We start from the raw sequence: 18993 nt of genomic DNA on the forward strand, positions 1-18993 counted from the left end.
AAGGGACTCCCGACGGCATATCCGTAGACTCCCCCGTACCGCGTGAGCGGTCAGCAATGCAGCTGTCGGGACGCAGGAGGTGCGGGGTGGCCGAGCAGGTCGGCGAATCCACCGGTGGTCCGGTGACCAGGGTCCTGGTCGCCAACCGGGGCGAGATCGCGGTACGCGTGATCAGAGCCGCCAAGGACGCTGGACTGACCAGCGTCGCGGTGTACGCGGACCCGGATCGCGACGCACCGCACGTGCGCCTGGCCGACGAGGCCTTCGCGCTCGGCGGCACCACAGCCGCCGAAAGCTACCTGAACTTCGACAAGCTGCTCGACGCCGCCAAGCGCTCGGGCGCCGACTCGGTGCACCCCGGCTACGGCTTCCTGTCCGAGAACGCGGACTTCGCCCAGGCCGTCATCGACGCCGGGCTGACCTGGATCGGGCCGAGCCCGCAGGCCATCCGCGACCTCGGCGACAAGGTCACCGCGCGCCACATCGCCCTGCGCGCGGGCGCGCCGCTCGTGCCGGGCACGAAGGAGCCGGCCAAGGACGCCGACGAGATCGTCGCGTTCGCCGACGAGTACGGCCTGCCGGTGGCCATCAAGGCCGCGTTCGGCGGCGGTGGCCGCGGCCTCAAGGTCGCGCGCACCCGCGAAGAGATCCCCGAGCTGTTCGAGTCGGCGACCCGCGAGGCCGTCGCCGCGTTCGGGCGCGGCGAGTGCTTCGTCGAGCGCTACCTGGACAAGCCGCGGCACGTCGAGGCGCAGGTCCTGGCCGACCAGCACGGCAACGCGATCGTCGTCGGCACCCGCGACTGCTCGCTGCAGCGCCGGCACCAGAAGCTCGTCGAGGAGGCGCCCGCGCCGTTCCTGTCCGACGAGCAGCGCAAGCGCATCCACGAGTCGGCGAAGGCGATCTGCAAGGAAGCCGGGTACTACGGCGCCGGCACGGTCGAGTACCTCGTCGCCACCGACGGCACGATCTCCTTCCTCGAGGTCAACACGCGCCTGCAGGTCGAGCACCCGGTCTCGGAGGAGACCACCGGCCTCGACCTGGTTCGCGAGATGTTCCGCATCGCGCGCGGCGAGAAGCTGCGGATCACCGAGGACCCCGAGCCGCGCGGCCACTCGATCGAGTTCCGCATCAACGGCGAGGACGCCGGCCGCGGCTTCCTGCCCGCGCCGGGCACCGTGACGAAGTTCGTCGCGCCGAGCGGCCCCGGCGTCCGCGTCGACTCCGGTGTCGAATCCGGCAGCGTGATCGGCGGCCAGTTCGACTCGATGCTGGCGAAGCTGATCGTCACCGGGTCCGACCGGAACAACGCCCTCGAACGCAGCCGCCGCGCGCTGGCCGAAATGGTCGTTGAGGGCATGGCGACGGTGCTGCCGTTCGACCGCGTGATCGTCGACGACCCCGCGTTCATCGGCGACGAAAACGGTTTCAGCGTGCACACGCGCTGGATCGAGACGGAGTTCGACAACAAGATCGAGCCGTTCGTGGCGCCGGACGTCGAGGCCGCCGAAGAAGAGCCGCGCCAGAATGTCGTCGTCGAGGTCGGCGGGCGGCGCCTGGAAGTGTCGCTCCCGGGCGGGTTCGCGCTCGAAGGCGGCGGGGGCGGCACCGCCGTCAAGGCCAAGCCGCGCAAGCGGGCCGGCGGCGGCAAGGCCGCGGTGAGCGGCGACGCCGTCACCGCGCCGATGCAGGGCACCATCGTCAAGGTGGCCGTCGAAGAGGGCCAGACGGTCGAAGCCGGTGAGCTGATCGTCGTCCTCGAGGCGATGAAGATGGAGAACCCGGTCACCGCACACAAAGCGGGCACGATCACCGGCCTTTCGGTCGAGGTCGGCGCCGCCGTGACCCAGGGCACACAGCTCCTGGAGATCAAGTAGCGCAGTTCGTTACGGATGTCGTGGTGGGCCGCCCCCGAGGCGGCCTACCATCGACTACGTGACCGAAGTCCCGTCTCCGCAGCTGCGGATCAGCGACCAGAACCGCGAGTCCGCGCTGTCCGCGCTCGGTGAGCACATGAGCGCGGGGCGGATCGACATCGACGAATACGGCGAGCGCTCGGCGCGGATCACCGCGGCGAAGACGCGCGGCGAGCTCGTCGAGATCTTCGCGGACCTCCCCGCGCCGCACCCGAAGTACGACGACGCCCCGCAGGCCGTGGCGGCGCCCGAGCCGGCCCAGGAGGCCGCACCGGCACCGCGGCACCCGGGCACGCCGGACGGCTGGAGCGGCCCGCAGCGGTTCGTCGCCGCGTTCGTCCCGCTGGTCTGGATCGCGGTGATCGCGCTGATCGCCACCGGGGTCGTGCACGGGGCGCTGATCCTCGTCCCGATCGGGCTGAGCATCTTCGGCCGGTCGATGTGGGGCCACGCCGGCCACCACGACCAGCACCACGACCGCCGTGACCGGCACCTGCGCGACCGGGACCGCCGCCGTGAGCTGCGCGACTCCTACCGCGACCACCGGCGCGGCCTGGACCGCTGAGCCACCGTGGGCGACATGCGGTTGAGCGACGACGAACGCCAGGACGCCCTGGACGTCCTCGAGGAGCACGTCCGATCCGGGCGGCTCGACATCGACGAATACGGCACGCGCTCGGCGAAGGTCACCGCGGCCAAGCGGGTCAGCGAGCTCGTGCCGCTGTTCGACGACCTGCCGTCGCCGCGTCCGAGCGCGCTGCTCAACGGGGCTTCCGCGCCGCCGGTGCCGGTGATGTCCGGCGACAGCGCGCTGCAGCAGTTCCTGATCCGCGGCGCGGTCCCGATCGCGATCGTCCTCGCGGTCGCGGTGCTCATCCTGTCCCGCGGCAGGCTGCTGATCATCTCGGTGGCGCTGCCGCTGGTGGTCGCGATGATCGCCGGGGCCCGCCGACGGCGCTGAGCCTGGGAGGATCACCGGCGTGATGGGCGTGGTGCCGGGCGCGCTGGACGCCCGAGGCGAACGAGTGGCGGGGCCGATCTTCACCGGCGTCGGACTGGCCGGGCTCGCCGCGTGCGTGTTCTGGGGGCCCGGGATCCGGGGCGTCACGCTGGCCGTCGTCGTCGCGGTGGCGGTGTGGGTGCCGTTGCTGATCCCGCTGTTCCCGCACCGGCGGACCCACCCGTGGCTCGCCGCCGGCTACTACGCGGGCGTGCTCGCGGCCGCGACCGTGCTGGTGGCGCACGACGACACGTTCATGGGTTTCGCGTCCTTCGGCTACCCGCTCGCCTTCGTGCTCTTCCCGGCGCGCTGGGGGTTCTTCGCGGTGGCCGCGACGGCGACACTGCCGCTGCTCGCCGCCAACTCGGATTCGCGGAGCCCGACCTGGGTGCTGGTGCTGTCGATGGCCGGGCCGCTGCTGTACGCCGCGTGGTTCGTCGGCGCGGAGAGCGAGCAGCGGCGGAAGGCGAACGTCCGGCTGGAAGCGGCGCTCGAAGAGAACGCGGACCTCCACGCGCGGCTCGTCACCCAGGCGCGGGAAGCCGGTGTGCTCGACGAACGGCAGCGGATGGCCCGCGAAATCCACGACACCCTCGCCCAGGGCCTGACCGGGATCGTCACGCAGCTGCAGGCGGCGGATGGCCCGGACCGCGACCGGCGGGTCGAGCAGGCTCGCGCGCTCGCCCGGGAGAGTCTCGGCGAAGCGCGTCGCGCCGTGCAGGCGCTGCGGCCGGAACCGCTGGCCGCGGCCCAGCTACCGGAAGCGCTTTCCCGGCTGGCCCGGCGGGTCTCCGAGACGTCCGGGGTCGCCGTTCGCCTGGAGACGACCGGGGAAACCCGGCCCCTGCTGCCCGATCTGGAGGAGACGCTCTACCGCGTCGCGCAGGAGGCACTGGCGAACGCGGAGAAGCACGCGAAGGCGTCCCTGATCGGCGTGACACTGTCCTATTCGGACGATCTGGTGCTGCTCGACGTCGTCGACGACGGCGACGGCTTCAGCCCCGGCGACCGCGGCGACGGCACCGGGTTCGGCCTGGAGGCGATGCGGCAGCGCGTCCGGCGGGTCGCGGGCACGCTGTCGATCGAGAGCGCGCCGGGCGGCGGCACGGCCGTGAGCGCCCAGGTTCCGGCGCTCTGAGATTCCTCCTTTCGCCGGGCAACCGGTCGCCCACCTCGGACGTGGTGATCACGCAGGTCGGGGGAAAGGGGAAAATGATGGGCAAGAAGTGGATGCGGGCGGGGGTGCTCGCCACCGTGGCGATCGCCGTCACCGCGCTGGGGGCACCGGCGGACGCCGCGGCGATCCGGCTGTCGTGGAAGCCGACGCTCCTGCCGTTGCCGGCCGGGGCGAACCCGCAGGGGCACGGGTATCTGACCGCCTCGGACGGCCAAGGCGAGTACACGGGCTCGTTCATCGTCGACGACAAGCTCCAGGTCGTGAGCTGGCGGGACGGCGAACCGGTGCTGCGTGGGGTGCCGGAGGGCTACGAGTGGGCGATGGTCGCGGGGGAGGACAGCTCGGGTCGCGTGTACGGCGACGCGATCGACTACGACACGAGCAGCGACCGCTCGTTCGTGCTCGACGCCACGGGTTTCCACCTGCGCGAGAACCCGGCGGGCTTCCGGGACTTCCAGGTGCGCGCGGTCAACCGCCGGGGTGACGCGGTGGCGTTGCTGATCAGCGACGACCCGGCCAAGGACACGCCGGCCGTCTGGCCCGCCGGCGCCACGGCGCCGACGCTCCTGTCGTTCCCGCCCGGCACCGACAACGTGACCGACATCGACGACGACGGCGCGATCCTGTTCTTCGGGGTCGAGCGCGACGTCGTCTGGAAGAACGGCGTGAGCCGGCCGCTGGCCGACATCGACGGTTTCTCGAACCCGCACGGCTCGGCGATCCGCAACGGGGTCGTCGTCGGGTTCGCGTCCAACGCCAACGCGTCACAGGCGGTGCGGTGGAAGACCCCGGAGCAGGCCACGCCGCTCTCCGGCGGCGACTACGCCATCGACGTGAACGCGCGCGGCTTGACCGCCGGGCTGGCGCCGGTTCCGGGGTCGTTCCGCGGCAAGCCGATCGCGTGGCGGGGCACCACGCCGGCGGGTGAGCTGAAGCAGCCGGGCACGTACACGGGGTACCAGCCCGGCCACGTCAGCGACGACGGGACGTTCGCCGGGTGGGCGTCGAACGGCCCGCTGGACGAGGGCGGGGTGCCCGTGATCTGGCGCCTGGCGCCGTGACCACGGGGGTGGACCGGGGGTGATCCGGCCTTGATCGCCGGGCCGGGGGCGGCGTGCTCCCGGCCTGGCTAGGCTGGGCGGAGTGGAACCGGTGGAGATCAACGCGGGCACCTACTACCTGCGCCAGCTGCGCGCCGACCGGCACATCGACGACCGGCCGCTGCTCATGGAGGCGTTCGCCGACCCGACGCACCGCAAGTACGTGCTGAACTACCGCTTGCGCACCCTCGACGAGGCAACGGAGTACGTGGCGCTGCGAGCGGCCCAGTGGGCGGGCGACGAGCGCTGTTCCTGGGCGATCGCGGAGCCGACGTCGGGCCGCCTGCTGGGCGAGGTGGGCCTGCGCGAGCTGGACCTGCCCGCGGAGTACGCGGAGGCGACGATCTGGGTCCACCCGACCGAGCGAGGCAAGGGAATCGCGACAACGGCGTTGAACGCGGCCTTGCGTTTCGGTTTCGGAGGGTTGGGGCTGACCGAGGTGAGTTACCGGTACGAGGAGAGCAACACGGCCTCGGCGATCGTGGCGGAGCGCTGCGGGTTCACGTTGGTGGGCCCGGAGCCGGACCGGGCGCCCACGGGCGAGCGCCTGATCCGCTGGCACCGCACGGCCTGACGGCAGCCCCGCCCTTCCCTGGGGGGCGTCCCCTTGGCCAGTCTATCGGGGCCTCCGGACAAACTCGGTCCGAACGCCCTCGGCGGAGCCAGTTGTCCACAACCCGCGGGGGCTGGGGACAACCGCCTCAGCTCACCGGCTCCACGATGCCCGCGCGGGCCTCCGGGGCCGCCGACCTCAGGGCGTCCGCCGCTTCGTCGCTCGGCTGGGACTGGGACTCGCGCTCTGCCTCCACACGGGCGTTGTAGACCTCGATCTCGCGCTTCACCGTTTCGGGTGACCAGCCGAGGACCTCGCCGACCAGCGTCGCCACCTGCTCCGCGCAGTCGACCCCTCGGTGGGCGTACTCGATCGAGATGCGCGTTCGGCGGGCCAGGACGTCCTCCAGGTGCAGCGCCCCCTCGTGCGAAGCCGCGTACACCACCTCGACGCCCAGGTAATCCGGTGCGTGCTCGATCGGCTTCAGCAGCTCCGGGCGGCCGCTCGCCGACGCCAGGACCTCGTTGACCAGCGAGCCGTAGCGATCCAGCAGGTGACGGACCCGGTACGGGTGCAGGCCGTGCTCGGCGGCCAGGTGGTCGGCCTGGTTGACCAGCGCGTGGTACCCGTCCGCGCCGATCAGCGGCACCTTGTCCGTGATCGACGGCTGGGACCGGCCGGGCAGGTCCACCGCCGCCGCGTCGACCGCGTCCGCCGCCATCACGCGGTACGTCGTGTACTTGCCGCCCGCGATCGCGACCAGGCCCGGCGCCACCCGCGCCACCGCGTGCTCGCGCGAAAGCTTCGACGTCTCTTCGCTCTCCCCCGCCAACAACGGCCGAAGGCCCGCGTACACGCCTTCGATGTCTTCGTGCGTCAGCGGCGTCGCCAGGACGCTGTTGACGTGCTCGAGGAGGTAGTCGATGTCGTGCTTCGTCGCCGCTGGGTGGGCCAGGTCCAGGTTCCAGTCCGTGTCCGTCGTCCCGACGATCCAGTGGTTGCGCCAAGGGATCACGAACAGCACGGACTTCTCGGTGCGCAGGATCATCCCCGACTCCGAGACGATCCGGTCGCGCGGCACGACGATGTGCACGCCCTTGCTGGCGCGCACGCGGAACCGCCCGCGACCACCGGACAGCCGTTGCAGCTCGTCGGTCCAGACGCCGGTGCAGTTGATCACCGCGGCCGCCGAGATCTCCGTCTCGCGGCCGTCCTCGACGTCGCGCACGCGCACGCCGGACACCCGGTCGGCCTCGCGCAGGAACCCGACGACCTGGGTCGACGTCCGCACGACCGCGCCGTAGTGCGCCGCCGTCCGCGCCACCGTCATCGTGTGGCGGGCGTCGTCGGACTGCGCGTCGTAGTAGCGGATCCCGCCGATCAGCGCGGACCGCTTGAGCGCCGGCACCATCCGCAGCGCGCCCGCGCGGGTCAGGTGCTTCTGGCCGGGGACGCTCTTGGCGCCGCCCATCGTGTCGTACATCAGCAGGCCGGCGGCGGTGTACGGCCGTTCCCACACGCGGCGCGTCAGCGGGTAGAGGAAGCTGACCGGCTTGACCAGGTGCGGCGCGATGGTCGTCAGCATCAGCTCACGTTCGCGAAGCGCTTCCCGGACCAGGCCGAACTCGAGCTGTTCCAGGTAGCGCAGGCCGCCGTGGAAGAGCTTGCTCGACCGGCTCGACGTCCCCGAAGCGAGGTCGCGGGCTTCGACGAGCGCGACCCGCAGCCCGCGCGTCGCGGCGTCCAGCGCCGTTCCCGCGCCGACCACGCCGCCGCCGATGACGACGAGGTCGAAGGTCTCGTTGCCGAGCCGCTGCCAGGTCTCTTCGCGCTTGACCGGGCCCAGTCGAGCCGGGTTCGTCTCCGCTGCGTGCTGCGCCACGTGACATTCCTCCTCGGTGCCGGCGAGGGTTCCAGCATCGCACGACCTGGTGATCCTCCGCCCGTCCACGGATGACACTTGTGGCGTAACCCTCCGCGATCTTGCTGTGCTTCCACCTGCGTTCGGCCGGATCTTGAAAAGATTCGGCTGGCCGGAGCTTGGAATCCGCTTCTACGCCCCGGTAACGTCGCGCGGACGTGGGTCGGCAACGGTGCCGTGGCACGCCGTGATCGACCCTGCGCAGAGTGTCCAGTGTGGAGGTGCAGCGGTGAGTGCTGGGGCAATAATCGTCTGGGAACTTCTGGGAACGGCCGCGCTGATTCTGCTCGGCAACGGTGTGGTCGCGAACCACGTGCTCCGCAAGAACAACGGTCACAACGCCGGATTTCTGTTCATCAACTTCGGCTGGGCGTTCGCCGTCTTCACCGGCGCCAGCATCGCCGCACCCAGCGGCGCCCACCTCAACCCGGCGGTGACGCTGGGCCTCGCCATCGCGGACAAGACCCCCTGGGCCGACGTCCCGTTCTACTTCATCGGCCAGATGGCCGGCGCGATCATCGGCGCCGTGCTCTGCTGGGCGACCTACAAGCTCCAGTTCGACGACCACCCCGAGCCCGAGAACACGCTCGGGATCTTCTCCACCGCGCCGCAGATCCCGAACACCGCGTGGAACCTCGTCACCGAGGTCATCGGCACCTTCGTCCTGGTGGCCTGGATCCTGCTCAGCCCGGTGGTCTCCGTCGGCGACGGCGGCACCCCGAACTTCGGCAACTCCGCACTCGGCTACGCGGGCGTCTCGTTCGTGGTCCTCGTGATCGGTACTTCGCTCGGCGGGCCGACGGGCTACGCCATCAACCCGGCCCGCGACCTCGGCCCCCGCATCGCGTACGCGTTCCTGCTGCCGATCAAGAACAAGGCCAACGCCAACTGGGGCTACTCATGGATCCCGGTCGTCGGCCCGCTCGCCGGTGGCGCCCTCGCCGCCCTGCTGTACCTCGTCGTGCACAACCTGACCTGATCGCCCACCTACCGGATTCCTGGAGCACAGATGACTTCGTACGTAGCCGCGATCGACCAGGGCACCACGTCGACCCGGTGCATGATCTTCAACCACGAAGGCCGCGTGGTCTCGGTCGACCAGCGCGAGCACGAGCAGATCTTCCCGAAGGCCGGCTGGGTCGAGCACAACGCCGAGGAGATCTGGGAGAACACCCGCCGGGTCGCCGCGGGCGCGCTCGCCAAGGCCGACCTGACCGCGAACGACATCGTCGCCGTCGGCATCACCAACCAGCGGGAGACCGCGCTGGTCTGGGACAAGACGACCGGCAAGCCGGTGTACAACGCGATCGTCTGGCAGGACACCCGCACCGACAAGATCGTCACCGAGCTCGGCAACCTCGGCGGCGGCCAGGAGCGCTACCGCGAGAAGGTCGGCCTACCGCTCGCGACGTACTTCTCGGGGCCGAAGATCAAGTGGATCCTCGACAACGTCGAAGGCGCGCGTGAGAAGGCCGAAGCCGGTGACCTGATCTTCGGCAACATGGACACCTGGGTGCTGTGGAACATGACCGGCGGGGCCGACGGCGGCGTGCACGTCACCGACCCGACCAACGCGTCGCGCACCATGCTGATGGACCTCGACACCCTGCAGTGGGACGCCGGGATCGCCGCCGAGATGACGATCCCCCTGTCCATGCTGCCGGAGATCCGCTCCTCGTCCGAGGAGTACGGCAAGGTCCGCGAGAAGGGCGCGCTGGCCGGCGTGCCGATCTCGGGCATCCTGGGCGACCAGCAGGCCGCGACGTTCGGCCAGGCCTGCCTTTCGCCCGGCGAGGCCAAGAACACCTACGGCACCGGCAACTTCATGCTGCTCAACACCGGTACCGAGAAGGTGATGTCGCAGAACGGGCTGCTCACCACGGTCTGCTACAAGATCGGCTCGAACGACACGGTCTACGCGCTGGAGGGCTCCATCGCGGTGACCGGTTCGCTGGTGCAGTGGCTGCGCGACAACCTCGGCATGATCGGGACCGCGGCCGAGATCGAAGAGCACGCGCGCAGCGTCGAGGACAACGGCGGCGCGTACTTCGTCCCGGCGTTCTCGGGCCTGTTCGCTCCTTACTGGCGGTCCGACGCCCGCGGGGCGATCGTCGGGCTCACCCGGTTCGTCAACAAGGGACACCTCGCTCGCGCGGTGCTGGAGGCGACCGCCTTCCAGACGCGCGAGGTGCTCGAGGCGATGAACGCCGACTCGGGTGTTTCGCTCACCTCCCTCAAGGTGGACGGCGGGATGGTCGTCAACGAGCTGCTGATGCAGTTCCAGGCCGACATCCTCGGCGTGCCGGTGATCCGCCCGGTGGTCAACGAGACGACGGCGCTCGGTGCCGCGTACGCCGCCGGCCTGGCGGTCGGGTTCTGGAAGTCCGAGGACGACATCCGCACGAACTGGGCCCAGGACAAGCAGTGGGAGCCGGCGATGGACGACGCCCGCCGCGACCGCGAGTTCCGCAACTGGAAGAAGGCCGTGACGAAGACCTTCGACTGGGTCGCCGACGAGGACTGACCGGTCCGGGCCGGGGGCGCCGAGCCGCCTCCGGCCCACGGCCGCCCTCGGCCCGCAAGCCTGCTCAGTCCTCCCAGCCCTCCGGTTTCCCGGACTGCTCGTTGGGCGCGACGACCAAGAACGGCACCCCCTGGTCGTCCGTGACCCGCACCTGGCGCCCGTACGGTGAGTCGAACGGCTGGCTCAGCACCTGGCCGCCCAGCTCCGTCACCTTGGCCGCGCTCGCGTCCGCGTCCGCCACCGAGAAGTACGCCGACCAGTTCGAGGGCACCTCCGCCGGCACCGAATCGGGCAGGGCACCGAGCCCGCCGACCGGGCGGCCGTCGATCAGCAGGACCGCGTACGTGAAGTCGTCACCCGACAGGTCCTGGAACCCGTACCCGAACACCTGCTCGTAGAACGCCTTCGCCGCCGGGTAGTCGCGGCTCATGCACTCGTTCCACGCCAACGTGCCCGGTGCCGCCGTGGCCTGCGTGCCCAGGTGGTTCCCCGGCTCCCACAGCCCGAACACCGCGCCCGCCGGGTCGGCCACCACCGCCATCCGGCCTTCCTTCAGCACTTCCATCACCGGCACGACGATCTGCCCGCCGGCCTCGGTGATCGTCGTGGCCGTCTTGTCCACGTCGGACACCGACAGGTACGTCGTCCAGACCGGCGGCATGTCCTGACCCGGCGGCGTCTGGCCGATCCCGGCGACCGGGCGGCCGCGCAGCTCCGCCATGCCGTAGAAGCCGGTCTCCTCACCGCCCGCCCGCACGTCCCAGCCGAACAGGCCGCTGTAGAAGGCCACCGCTTTCGCCTGGTCGGGCACCATCAGGTCCACCCAGCTGGGCGTGCCGTCAGGCCATGGCTCGTCCCGGAACAACATGTCGACTCCCAACCCTCGTCCGCACCGTCTCGGGTGACGGCCGACACAGTCTTGCACCGGGCACCGACAAAACCAGTGCCGAAGGACTCCCCACCACGGAACCGGCCCGATCGGGGACGGTCGGTGAACGCGGTCAGCCGTCCCAGCCCCGCGGCTTGCCGGACCGCACTGTCGGGGCGATGACGAAGAACGGCACGCCCTGGTCGTCGGCGAGCTGCACGTGCCTGCCCTCCGGCGAGTCGACCGGCTCGCCCACGATCCGGCCGCCGAGCTCGACCGCCTGGGCCGCGCTCGCGTCGGCGTCCGCCACCCAGAAGTACACCCGCCAGCTCGCCGGCACCTCGGCCACGACGCCGTCGGGCAGCACGCCGATCCCGCCGACGGGCCGCCCGTCCGCCAGCAGCGCCTTGTACGTCGAGCCGCCGGTGGTCTCGTCTTCGAAGCCGTAGCCGAAGACCCGCTCGTAGAACGCCTCAACGGCCGGGTAGTCCCGGGTCACGCACTCGTTCCAGGCCAGTGCGCCCGGTCCGGCCATGACCTGCGTGCCCAGGTGGCCACGGGGCTCCCAAAGCCCGAACGCCGCGCCGCCCGGGTCGGCCGCGACGGCCATCCGGCCCTCCCCCGGCACGTCCGTCGCCGGCACGACGATCCGGCCACCGGCTTCGGTGATCGCCGCCGCCGTCTTGTCCGCATCGGACACCGACAGATAGGTCGTCCACACCGCGGGCATCTCCTGCCCGGGTGGAGCTTGGCCGATCCCGGCGACCGGCCGGTCCCGCAGCGTCGCCACGCCGTAGGAGCCGGTCTCCTCCGCGCCCGGCCGCACGCGCCAGCCGAACAGACGGCTGTAGAAGGCGATCGCCTTCGGCTGGTCTGGCGCCATCAGGTCCACCCAGCTCGGTGTCCCGTCGGGCCACGGCTCGTCGCGGAACAGCATCTCGGCTCCCCACCCCCTCGTCGGCGTCGTCTCATGTGACGACCGAAACAGTGAAGCAGGGGGGTCCGACAAAAACCGGAAATCAGGCCTGGACCAGGCGGGCGTACACGACGATGTTGTCGACGTAGTTGTGCGCGCTCCGGTCGAAGACGCCGCCGCAGGTGATCAGCCGCAGCTCGGGGCCGGCCGTGTCGTCGTACACGCCTTCTTTTTCGAAGTCCTGCTTCGGCACCTGGTGCACCTTCGTCACCTCGAAGAGCGCCGTCGTCCCGTCCTTGCGCGCGATCGAGACGCGGTCACCGGCGGCCAGCTCCTTGAGCCGGTAGAAGATGCCCTTCTGGTGGTTGCCGTCGACGTGCCCGAGGACGACGGCCGGGCCGACCTCGCCCGGCGTCGGCGCGTAGGTGTACCAGCCCGCCTGCAGCGGCGTGGTCACCGGCGGCACCTGGATCGTGTCGTCCGCGTTGACGCCCAGCGGGACCAGCGACGAGTGCGCGCCGATCTTCGGGATGTCGATCGAGACCGGCTCGGACTTCGGTAGCGCGGCGACGGCGTCGGCCCGCTCACCGGCCGCGGGCACCGGCTTCACCGCGACCGGACGCGCGGGCGGCGGTTGCGCGGTCGACGGCTCGGGATCGCCGCCGAGGGTCAGCGCCAGCACCACCAAGGCGGCCAGCAACGCCACGATCAGCGCGATCAGGTAACGCCGCCGGCCGGTGGGCCTCGTGGTCACGTGCTCCCCCTTCCCGCGGGTTCACCCGTCCGGGTCGCCCCGACGCTACCCCGCGCCCCTCGCGGGATCAGCGGCGCCGGGACCGCTTGGCCAGCACGAGACCGCTGCCGCCGACCGCGAGCACGCCCATGGCAGCCGCAGCCGCGAGCGGGGTGCCGGAGTCGTCGGCCGGGCCGTCCGTGCCACCGGTCTGCGGCGTGCCCGCCGGCACCTTGGTGACCTGCTTCGTTTCACCCAGAACGGTGAACTTCGTGCTGATCTCCGCACCGCCGCAGGAGAACGACACCGGGTACACGCCCGGCTTCACCTGCTTCACGACCGCGGACGCGACCCCAACCGGAGCCGTCGCCGGGTCGTGCTGCGGGCCGGTGCGCCGCAGCGAACCGATGGTGAGCACCGGCGAGGTCAGGTCCTGCGTGCTCTCGGCGTCACAACCGACGCGGATCTCCACCTTCGCGCCCGGCCGGGCTAGCTTCGGCGTCACGCGGACGTAGGCCTTCGGCACGCCCAAGTGCTCGGACGGGGTGTCAGTGGCCGGCGTCGTGCTCGCGAGCGCCGCACCCGGTGCGAGGACGAGGAAAGCCGCGGCGATGCCCGCGACGACAGCGGTGTTCTTCATTCTTTACTCCCCTGTGGAATGAATCAGTAAAAGCGATTCCACGGACGCCGGTCGCAGTTCCCCCTGCCTCGGCTTTGTCCGCTTGCTTATGTACTCAAGACGTCTCCACCTGCGAGAGGTTGCGCCCGTGGTCATGAAAAAACCGCCCCGGAGCGTGACTCCGGGGCGGTTCGGTGTATCCGGGAATTCAGCCGGCCATGCTGCCGTCGCCCGCTTTCGCGGCGCCGGAAGGCACCTTGGAAACCTGCGGCGCGGGCACCGAGAACTGCGTGCTGTAGGTCTGGCCGGCGCAGGTCACGGTCAGCGGGTAGGTCCCCGCCTGGGTGCCGGGCTTGAGCGCGACGTCGGCGCTGATGTTCGCGTCGGCGCCCATGAACGGGCCCGGGGTGTAGTTGGAGAAGGTCAGCACCGGCGAGGCGAACGTCGGCGAAGCGCCTTCGCACTTCGCCAGCGCGACGTTCGGCGCGTCGCGGACGTACTTGTCCACGAGCGTCTGGTTGATCGCGGTGTTGACGTTGAGCTGGACGCTGCCCTTCGCCGGCGCGGCGCTCGGCGTCGGACTGGGACTCTGCTGCTGCGCCTGCGCCGGACCCGCCAGCGTCGTCGCCCCGATCAACGCTGCCACAACCAAAACCACCGTCTTGCGCACCTTCGCACCCTTCGCGTCCTTCAGCCTTACAACCGACAAGACGCGACGGGGCGCGACGGGTTGCCTACCGGATCAGTCGAGATCGTCGTGACGCATCAACTGGCGCCCGGCCTCGGTGATCGAGCCCGACAGCGACGGGTACACCGAAAATGTCAGTGCCAGGTGGTCCACTGTGAGCTGGTTCTGGACGGCGAGCGCGATGGGAAGGATGAGCTCGCTCGCCTGCGGCGCCACGACGACTCCACCGACGACCACGCCGGTGGCGGGGCGGCAGAACAGCTTCACGAAGCCTCGGCGGAGGCCCTCCATCTTCGCGCGCGCGTTGGTGGCCAGGGGCAGCATGATGGTGCGCGCGGGCACCTCGCCGGAGTCGATCGCGTGCTGGCTGATGCCGACGGTGGCGATCTCCGGGTGGGTGAACACGTTGGCGGCGACGGTCTTGAGCTTGATCGGCGCGACGCCCTCGCCCAGCGCGTGCCACATCGCGATGCGGCCCTGCATGCTCGCCACCGAGGCCAGCATGAGCACGCCGGTGCAGTCGCCGGCGGCGTAGATCCCGGGAACGGAGGTGCGTGAGACGCGGTCGACGGTGATGAACCCGCCGGGGCCGGGTGAGATGCCGACCTTGTCGAGGCCGAGTTCCTTGGTGTTCGGGACCGAGCCGACGGTCATCAGCGCGTGGCTGGCTTCGATCACGCGGCCGTCGGCGAGGAAGATCTCGACGCCCTTTTCGGTGCGCTCGACGCGGTCGGCGCGTGCCTGCTTCGCGACGGTCGTGCCGCGCTGCGAGAAGACCTCTTCGAGCACCGCGGCGGCGTCGGCGTCCTCGTGCGGGAGGACGCGGTCACGGCTGGAGACGACGGTGACCTTGACGCCCATCTCGGTGTAGGCGGACGCGAACTCGGCGCCGGTGACGCCGGAGCCGATCACGGCGAGGTGCTCGGGCAGCTCCTCGAGCTCGTAGAGCTGGCGCCAGTCGAGGATGCGCTCGCCGTCGGGCACGGCGCCGGGCAGGACGCGCGGGGTGGCGCCGGTGGCGATGAGGACGACGTCGGCGGGCAGCTTCTCGGTGCCCTCGGACGTCGTGACGGCGACCTTGTGGGTCGCGAGGCCGGGCTCTTCGTCGCAGAAGCGGGCTTCGCCGACGATGACGCGGACGCCTTCGCGCTGGACGCGGGCGCGGATGTCGGCGGACTGGGCGAGCGCGAGGCCCTTCACCCGGCCGTGGACGGTCGGGAGGTCGATGCTCGTGTCGGCCATGTCGGTGTTGATGCCGAGCTCGCTGAGGTCGTGCATCTTCGCCAGCGCACCGGAGCTCGCGATGAAGGTCTTCGACGGGACGCAGTCGTAGAGCACGCAGGCGCCGCCCAGGCCGTCCTTCTCGACGATCGTGACGTCGGCCCCGTGCTGGGCTGCGACCAGCGCGGCTTCGTAGCCGGCCGGGCCCCCGCCCATGATCACGATCCTGGTCACCTGGGTCCTCCTCTGGGCTGAGCTTGCGGTGCACTCACCGTACGCGGCGAAGGTGACCGGACACTGAAGTGGGCGAACACGGCGAGTGCGTCCACTCGGGTCAGCGCGGGGTCGCTACGCTGTCGGCGTGCCGTTGTATGCCGCGTACGGATCGAACATGGAGCCCGCCCAGATGCTGGAGCGCGCGCCGCACTCTCCGATGGCCGGCTCCGGCTGGCTGGAGGGGTGGCGCCTGACCTTCGGCGGCGAGGACCTCGGCTGGGAAGGTGCCCTGGCCACGATCGTCGAGGACCCGGCTTCCCGGGTCTTCGTCGTGTTGTACGACGTGACGCCGCTGGACGAGACGGGCCTGGACCGCTGGGAAGGCGGCGAGCTGGGGATCCACTCGAAGATCCGGCTCCGCGTCCAAACGATGGACGGCTCGGTGCTGGCCTGGCTCTACGTCCTGGACGCGTACGAAGGCGGGTTACCGTCCGCGCGTTACCTGGGGGTGCTGGCCGATGCGGCCGAGGCCGCCGGTGCTCCGGCCGACTACGTCGGCGACCTCCGAACCCGCCCCTGCTCCGGCATCACCGGCTAACCCGTGTCGTCCATCCAGGCAGGCGTGTCGTCCAACTGAGTACGCGTGTCGTCCGTCTAGGTACGCATGTCGTCCAGTCGGGCACGGTGACCTACGCGCAACGAAGGCGGAATGCCTCGCCGAGGTCCTTCACCAGCCGGCTCGGATCACGGAGGTCCTCCGCGACGGCCCGGATCGTGACCCACCCACGTGCGGCCATTCGACGATCTCGCTCGGCGTCGTAGTCGCTCCGGTCTTCGTGTGCCGCGTACCCGTCGTACTCCAACGCGACGCGTCGCGACGGCCACGCCATGTCGAGCCGGTAGAGCAGCCGGCCGTCGGAGCTCGTGACCTCGTACTGCGGTTCCGGCACGGGGAACCCGGCCTCGACCACGACCAGCCTGAGGATGCTCTCCGGAGGTGACTCGGCCTTGCCGGTGGCGAGGTCGAGCAGCGTCAGCGCCCTGTGGATACCTCGTCGGTCCCGACGGTCGTCGAGACGATCTCGGATGTTCTCGCGGAGCTTCCGGCAGTGGTCCGGCGGCAGCCCTCGAAGGCTCTCGTCGAGCGCGGCGAAAGCGGTCCTGCGGTCGCCGTCACAGAGAAACTCGGCCATCGCGAGATCGATCGGCAGGGTGGCCAGCCCATCGAGTTCGATCACATCGGTCGGCCGGTAGCACCCCTGATGGACAACGAGTCCGGGCTTCGACTTGATCCGGCGTTCGTAGGGCACCATCAGATGGATACTCGACTCCTCCGCGGCCGAGATCCCATGCAGAGCAAGGGATGTCTGCCCGGACAGGACGGCAGGCTCGCCCACGACAAGCAGAGCCGCCTCCGCTCTCGTCCTCAAGTTGAGCGCATCACGAGCACGCACGACGACCCCGCGCCAAGGTTGCGCGAGCAACCCACTCGCCAACGCCTCGCGCACAGCGCGCTGCCCCATTTTCTCGACGGCGTAGCGACGCGAAGCCGCACCGTGCCGTCCTCCCCACTCCGTCACAAGATCAAGAATCAGGCCCTTCCGCGATCTTCGGAAGGGCCTGATTCCACAGCTGTGGATAACTGCCTGCTTGTGGATAACTCTGGGGACAACTTCGTCCACGGACGGACGACACGCGTACCTAGGCGGACGACACGCGTACGTGGATGGACGACACGGTTAGGCGAGGGTGGTTAGGGCTGTGTGGACCAGGGTTCGGACTCCGCAGAGCAGGGCTCGCTCGTCGAGGATGAACGTGGGGCGGTGGATGTCGGACTGGGGTTCCGGGGGGCCTGGCCAGACGCCCAGGCGGGCGAATGCTCCCTGGACGTGCTCCAGGTACCAGCCGAAGTCTTCGCCGCCTGAAGACTGCTCTGTCGACGCCACCGCGCCTTCGCCCAGGGCCGCTTCGACGCCGGCGCGCATCAGGGCCGTCGAGTCCGCGTCGGACACCACCGGCGGGACGCCGCGGCGGTAGTCCAGGGAGAATCCGACGCCCAAAGGCGCCAGGAGGGACTCCACCGATGACGCCACCAGCGGCTCCAGCGTCGTCCAGACCTCGTGGTCGGCCGTGCGGAGTGTGCCGCGCAGGACGCCGTCCTGCGGGACCGCGTTGGCCGCCTGGCCCGCGTGGACCGCGCCCCAGACCAGGACCGTTCCCGAGCGCGGGTCGACGCGGCGGGAAAGCAGCGCCGGCAGGCCCGTGATCACCGTGCCCAGCGCGTGGACCAGGTCGGCCGTCAGGTGGGGGCGGGACGTGTGCCCGCCCGGCGACGTCAGCCGCAGCTCGATCAGGTCCGCCGCCGACGTCAGCGCGCCGACGCGCATCCCGACCAGGCCCACCTCGAGCCGCGGGTCCACGTGCAGGCCGTAGATCCGCTCGACGCCCTCCAGCGCGCCCGCCGCGATCATGTCCAGCGCGCCGCCGGGCATGACCTCCTCGGCGGCCTGGAAGATCAGCCGGACGCGGCCGGGCAGCTCCGGCGCGCCGGCCAGGGCGCGGGCCGCGCCGAGCAGGATCGCCGTGTGGGCGTCGTGGCCGCACATGTGGGCCGCGCCCTCGACGGTCGACGCGTAGGGCAGCCCGGTCGCTTCGGTGAGCGGCAGGGCGTCCATGTCCGCGCGCAGCGCCACGCACCGCTCGCCGCTGCCGATGTCGCAGACGACGCCGGTGCCGCCGGGCAGCACCCACGGCTTGAGGCCGACGGAGCGCAGCAAGGTGACGACCAGTTCCGTGGTCGCGAACTCGTGCCGCGACAGCTCCGGGTGCGCGTGGATGTGCCGGCGCCAGGCGAGCACGTCGGTCGCGTTGGCGCGCAGCCAGTCATCGAGCCAGAACGGGCCACGGCCCGCACCAAGGTCCTCCACGGGAGCCATGCTTACGCCGACTTCGGAAATCAGCGCTTCGGACCCCTCCATGGGGTTGATGATGCGCCCGTGGGGGTCGCCTGGAACGTCCGGTCGTGAGTCGAGCACCGTCACGCCGCACCTCCTCCCGCAACACGGGTAACCCGGGCAGCGGCTGGGGTCACGCAACGTGCCGATCGATCTGTCGTACGCATTTGCAGACGATCGTGCACCATGCAGGCGGCAACGCGCGCCTCGAAAACCGCCGTCCTAGATGGCCGGTACCGGATCTGCGTTGAACGGTGTGCAGTAGTTCGGCTAAGCCGAACGCCTCAAGAGCTCTTGGCCTTCTTCGACCGAATCCGCCTGCCCCAGATCACGATGCCGAGCAGCGCCACCGCGACCACGCCCGCGATCAGCTTGTTCTTGGTCTTTTCGGTGTTCGCCTTGTCCGTCTGGGCCGGGTCGAGGACCGGGCCGGGCGGCTGGGTCTGCACCGGGACCAGCGCGGCGGACGCGTGCGCGACCGTCACCGAGACGGCAGCCGGACGCACCGGTTCGGCGGACGCCGGCGACGTGCCGAACAGCACCGCGCCCAGCACTCCGGCCAGGACCAGACCCCGCAGTTTCGCCAT

Annotated in this window: 19 protein-coding genes; 9 read left to right on the top strand and 10 right to left on the bottom strand. The window is 70.6% G+C overall.

Annotated features, from left to right (window positions below; genetic code table 11):
* The first annotated feature begins 86 nt into the window (after window positions 1-86).
* The 6 genes from ACZ7OU_RS01485 to ACZ7OU_RS01510 all read left to right on the top strand — a co-directional run bounded on the left by ACZ7OU_RS01485 (window position 87) and on the right by ACZ7OU_RS01510 (window position 5767).
* A complete protein-coding gene (locus tag ACZ7OU_RS01485; RefSeq protein ID WP_470239310.1) occupies window positions 87-1877 on the top strand; it encodes an acetyl/propionyl/methylcrotonyl-CoA carboxylase subunit alpha in 1791 nt (596 codons plus the stop codon).
* A 58-nt stretch (window positions 1878-1935) separates the two neighbouring features.
* The gene (locus ACZ7OU_RS01490) at window positions 1936-2481 is read left to right on the top strand and encodes a DUF1707 SHOCT-like domain-containing protein (protein ID WP_470253911.1); all 546 of its coding nucleotides are present in this window, start codon (window positions 1936-1938) and stop codon (window positions 2479-2481) included.
* 6 nt (window positions 2482-2487) lie between these two features.
* Window positions 2488-2877 (top strand): DUF1707 SHOCT-like domain-containing protein, encoded by a 390-nt coding sequence (locus ACZ7OU_RS01495; RefSeq protein ID WP_360469333.1) that lies wholly within the window; start codon window positions 2488-2490, stop codon window positions 2875-2877.
* A 22-nt stretch (window positions 2878-2899) separates the two neighbouring features.
* Window positions 2900-4054 carry a sensor histidine kinase gene (locus tag ACZ7OU_RS01500; protein WP_470255859.1) on the top strand — a complete coding sequence of 385 codons (1155 nt, stop codon included), beginning with the start codon at window positions 2900-2902 and terminating at the stop codon, window positions 4052-4054.
* Window positions 4055-4131: 77 nt separating this feature from the next.
* On the top strand, window positions 4132-5154 hold the full coding sequence (locus ACZ7OU_RS01505; protein WP_470253912.1) for a hypothetical protein: 1023 nt from the start codon (window positions 4132-4134) through the stop codon (window positions 5152-5154).
* Window positions 5155-5236: 82 nt separating this feature from the next.
* A complete protein-coding gene (locus ACZ7OU_RS01510; RefSeq protein WP_470239313.1) occupies window positions 5237-5767 on the top strand; it encodes a GNAT family N-acetyltransferase in 531 nt (176 codons plus the stop codon).
* A gap of 127 nt (window positions 5768-5894) precedes the next feature.
* Here the strand turns inward: ACZ7OU_RS01510 and ACZ7OU_RS01515 are convergent, their stop codons facing one another.
* Window positions 5895-7628 carry a glycerol-3-phosphate dehydrogenase/oxidase gene (locus tag ACZ7OU_RS01515; RefSeq protein ID WP_470253913.1) on the bottom strand — a complete coding sequence of 578 codons (1734 nt, stop codon included), beginning with the start codon at window positions 7626-7628 and terminating at the stop codon, window positions 5895-5897.
* A gap of 268 nt (window positions 7629-7896) precedes the next feature.
* Between ACZ7OU_RS01515 and ACZ7OU_RS01520 the strand changes: the two genes are divergently transcribed.
* Window positions 7897-8646, top strand: coding sequence for an MIP/aquaporin family protein (locus ACZ7OU_RS01520; protein WP_470239315.1), 750 nt, complete (start codon window positions 7897-7899; stop codon window positions 8644-8646).
* 30 nt (window positions 8647-8676) lie between these two features.
* Window positions 8677-10191 carry a glycerol kinase GlpK gene (gene glpK / locus ACZ7OU_RS01525; protein WP_470253914.1) on the top strand — a complete coding sequence of 505 codons (1515 nt, stop codon included), beginning with the start codon at window positions 8677-8679 and terminating at the stop codon, window positions 10189-10191.
* 64 nt (window positions 10192-10255) lie between these two features.
* Here the strand turns inward: glpK and ACZ7OU_RS01530 are convergent, their stop codons facing one another.
* From ACZ7OU_RS01530 to ACZ7OU_RS01555, 6 genes are all read right to left on the bottom strand, one after another.
* Entirely contained in the window at window positions 10256-11059 is an 804-nt protein-coding gene (locus ACZ7OU_RS01530; RefSeq protein WP_470253915.1) for a VOC family protein, read from the bottom strand.
* A gap of 133 nt (window positions 11060-11192) precedes the next feature.
* Window positions 11193-11996, bottom strand: coding sequence for a VOC family protein (locus tag ACZ7OU_RS01535; RefSeq protein WP_470253916.1), 804 nt, complete (start codon window positions 11994-11996; stop codon window positions 11193-11195).
* A gap of 82 nt (window positions 11997-12078) precedes the next feature.
* Window positions 12079-12729, bottom strand: a complete 651-nt coding sequence (locus ACZ7OU_RS01540) for a class F sortase (protein WP_470253917.1) — start codon at window positions 12727-12729, stop codon at window positions 12079-12081.
* Window positions 12730-12796: 67 nt separating this feature from the next.
* A complete protein-coding gene (locus ACZ7OU_RS01545) occupies window positions 12797-13348 on the bottom strand; it encodes a hypothetical protein (RefSeq protein WP_470253918.1) in 552 nt (183 codons plus the stop codon).
* A gap of 187 nt (window positions 13349-13535) precedes the next feature.
* On the bottom strand, window positions 13536-13997 hold the full coding sequence (locus ACZ7OU_RS01550) for a hypothetical protein (protein ID WP_470253919.1): 462 nt from the start codon (window positions 13995-13997) through the stop codon (window positions 13536-13538).
* Between the two features lie 72 nt (window positions 13998-14069).
* Window positions 14070-15470: an NAD(P)H-quinone dehydrogenase gene (locus tag ACZ7OU_RS01555; RefSeq protein ID WP_470253920.1), complete on the bottom strand. Its 1401-nt coding sequence runs from the start codon at window positions 15468-15470 to the stop codon at window positions 14070-14072.
* A gap of 127 nt (window positions 15471-15597) precedes the next feature.
* Here ACZ7OU_RS01555 and ACZ7OU_RS01560 point away from each other — a divergent pair, with 127 nt between their 5' ends.
* Window positions 15598-16050: a gamma-glutamylcyclotransferase gene (locus ACZ7OU_RS01560; RefSeq protein WP_470239323.1), complete on the top strand. Its 453-nt coding sequence runs from the start codon at window positions 15598-15600 to the stop codon at window positions 16048-16050.
* Window positions 16051-16141: 91 nt separating this feature from the next.
* Here the strand turns inward: ACZ7OU_RS01560 and ACZ7OU_RS01565 are convergent, their stop codons facing one another.
* From ACZ7OU_RS01565 to ACZ7OU_RS01575, 3 genes are all read right to left on the bottom strand, one after another.
* Complete coding sequence (locus tag ACZ7OU_RS01565; protein ID WP_470240743.1) at window positions 16142-16975, bottom strand: endonuclease domain-containing protein; 834 nt, start codon at window positions 16973-16975, stop codon at window positions 16142-16144.
* A 216-nt stretch (window positions 16976-17191) separates the two neighbouring features.
* Window positions 17192-18493 (bottom strand): amidohydrolase, encoded by a 1302-nt coding sequence (locus ACZ7OU_RS01570; protein WP_470239324.1) that lies wholly within the window; start codon window positions 18491-18493, stop codon window positions 17192-17194.
* 197 nt (window positions 18494-18690) lie between these two features.
* Window positions 18691-18993, bottom strand: a complete 303-nt coding sequence (locus tag ACZ7OU_RS01575; protein ID WP_470239325.1) for a hypothetical protein — start codon at window positions 18991-18993, stop codon at window positions 18691-18693.

This window comes from Amycolatopsis sp. NPDC114505, from assembly GCF_055633615.1.

Coding starts and splice junctions, on each gene's coding strand:
- ACZ7OU_RS01545 (WP_470253918.1), bottom strand. CDS start 13,348: ATGAAGAACACCGCTGTCGTCGCGGGCATCGCCGCGGCTTTCCTCGTC.
- ACZ7OU_RS01575 (WP_470239325.1), bottom strand. CDS start 18,993: ATGGCGAAACTGCGGGGTCTGGTCCTGGCCGGAGTGCTGGGCGCGGTG.
- ACZ7OU_RS01535 (WP_470253916.1), bottom strand. CDS start 11,996: ATGCTGTTCCGCGACGAGCCGTGGCCCGACGGGACACCGAGCTGGGTG.
- glpK (WP_470253914.1), top strand. CDS start 8,677: ATGACTTCGTACGTAGCCGCGATCGACCAGGGCACCACGTCGACCCGG.
- ACZ7OU_RS01500 (WP_470255859.1), top strand. CDS start 2,900: ATGGGCGTGGTGCCGGGCGCGCTGGACGCCCGAGGCGAACGAGTGGCG.
- ACZ7OU_RS01565 (WP_470240743.1), bottom strand. CDS start 16,975: ATGGGGCAGCGCGCTGTGCGCGAGGCGTTGGCGAGTGGGTTGCTCGCG.
- ACZ7OU_RS01530 (WP_470253915.1), bottom strand. CDS start 11,059: ATGTTGTTCCGGGACGAGCCATGGCCTGACGGCACGCCCAGCTGGGTG.
- ACZ7OU_RS01505 (WP_470253912.1), top strand. CDS start 4,132: ATGGGCAAGAAGTGGATGCGGGCGGGGGTGCTCGCCACCGTGGCGATC.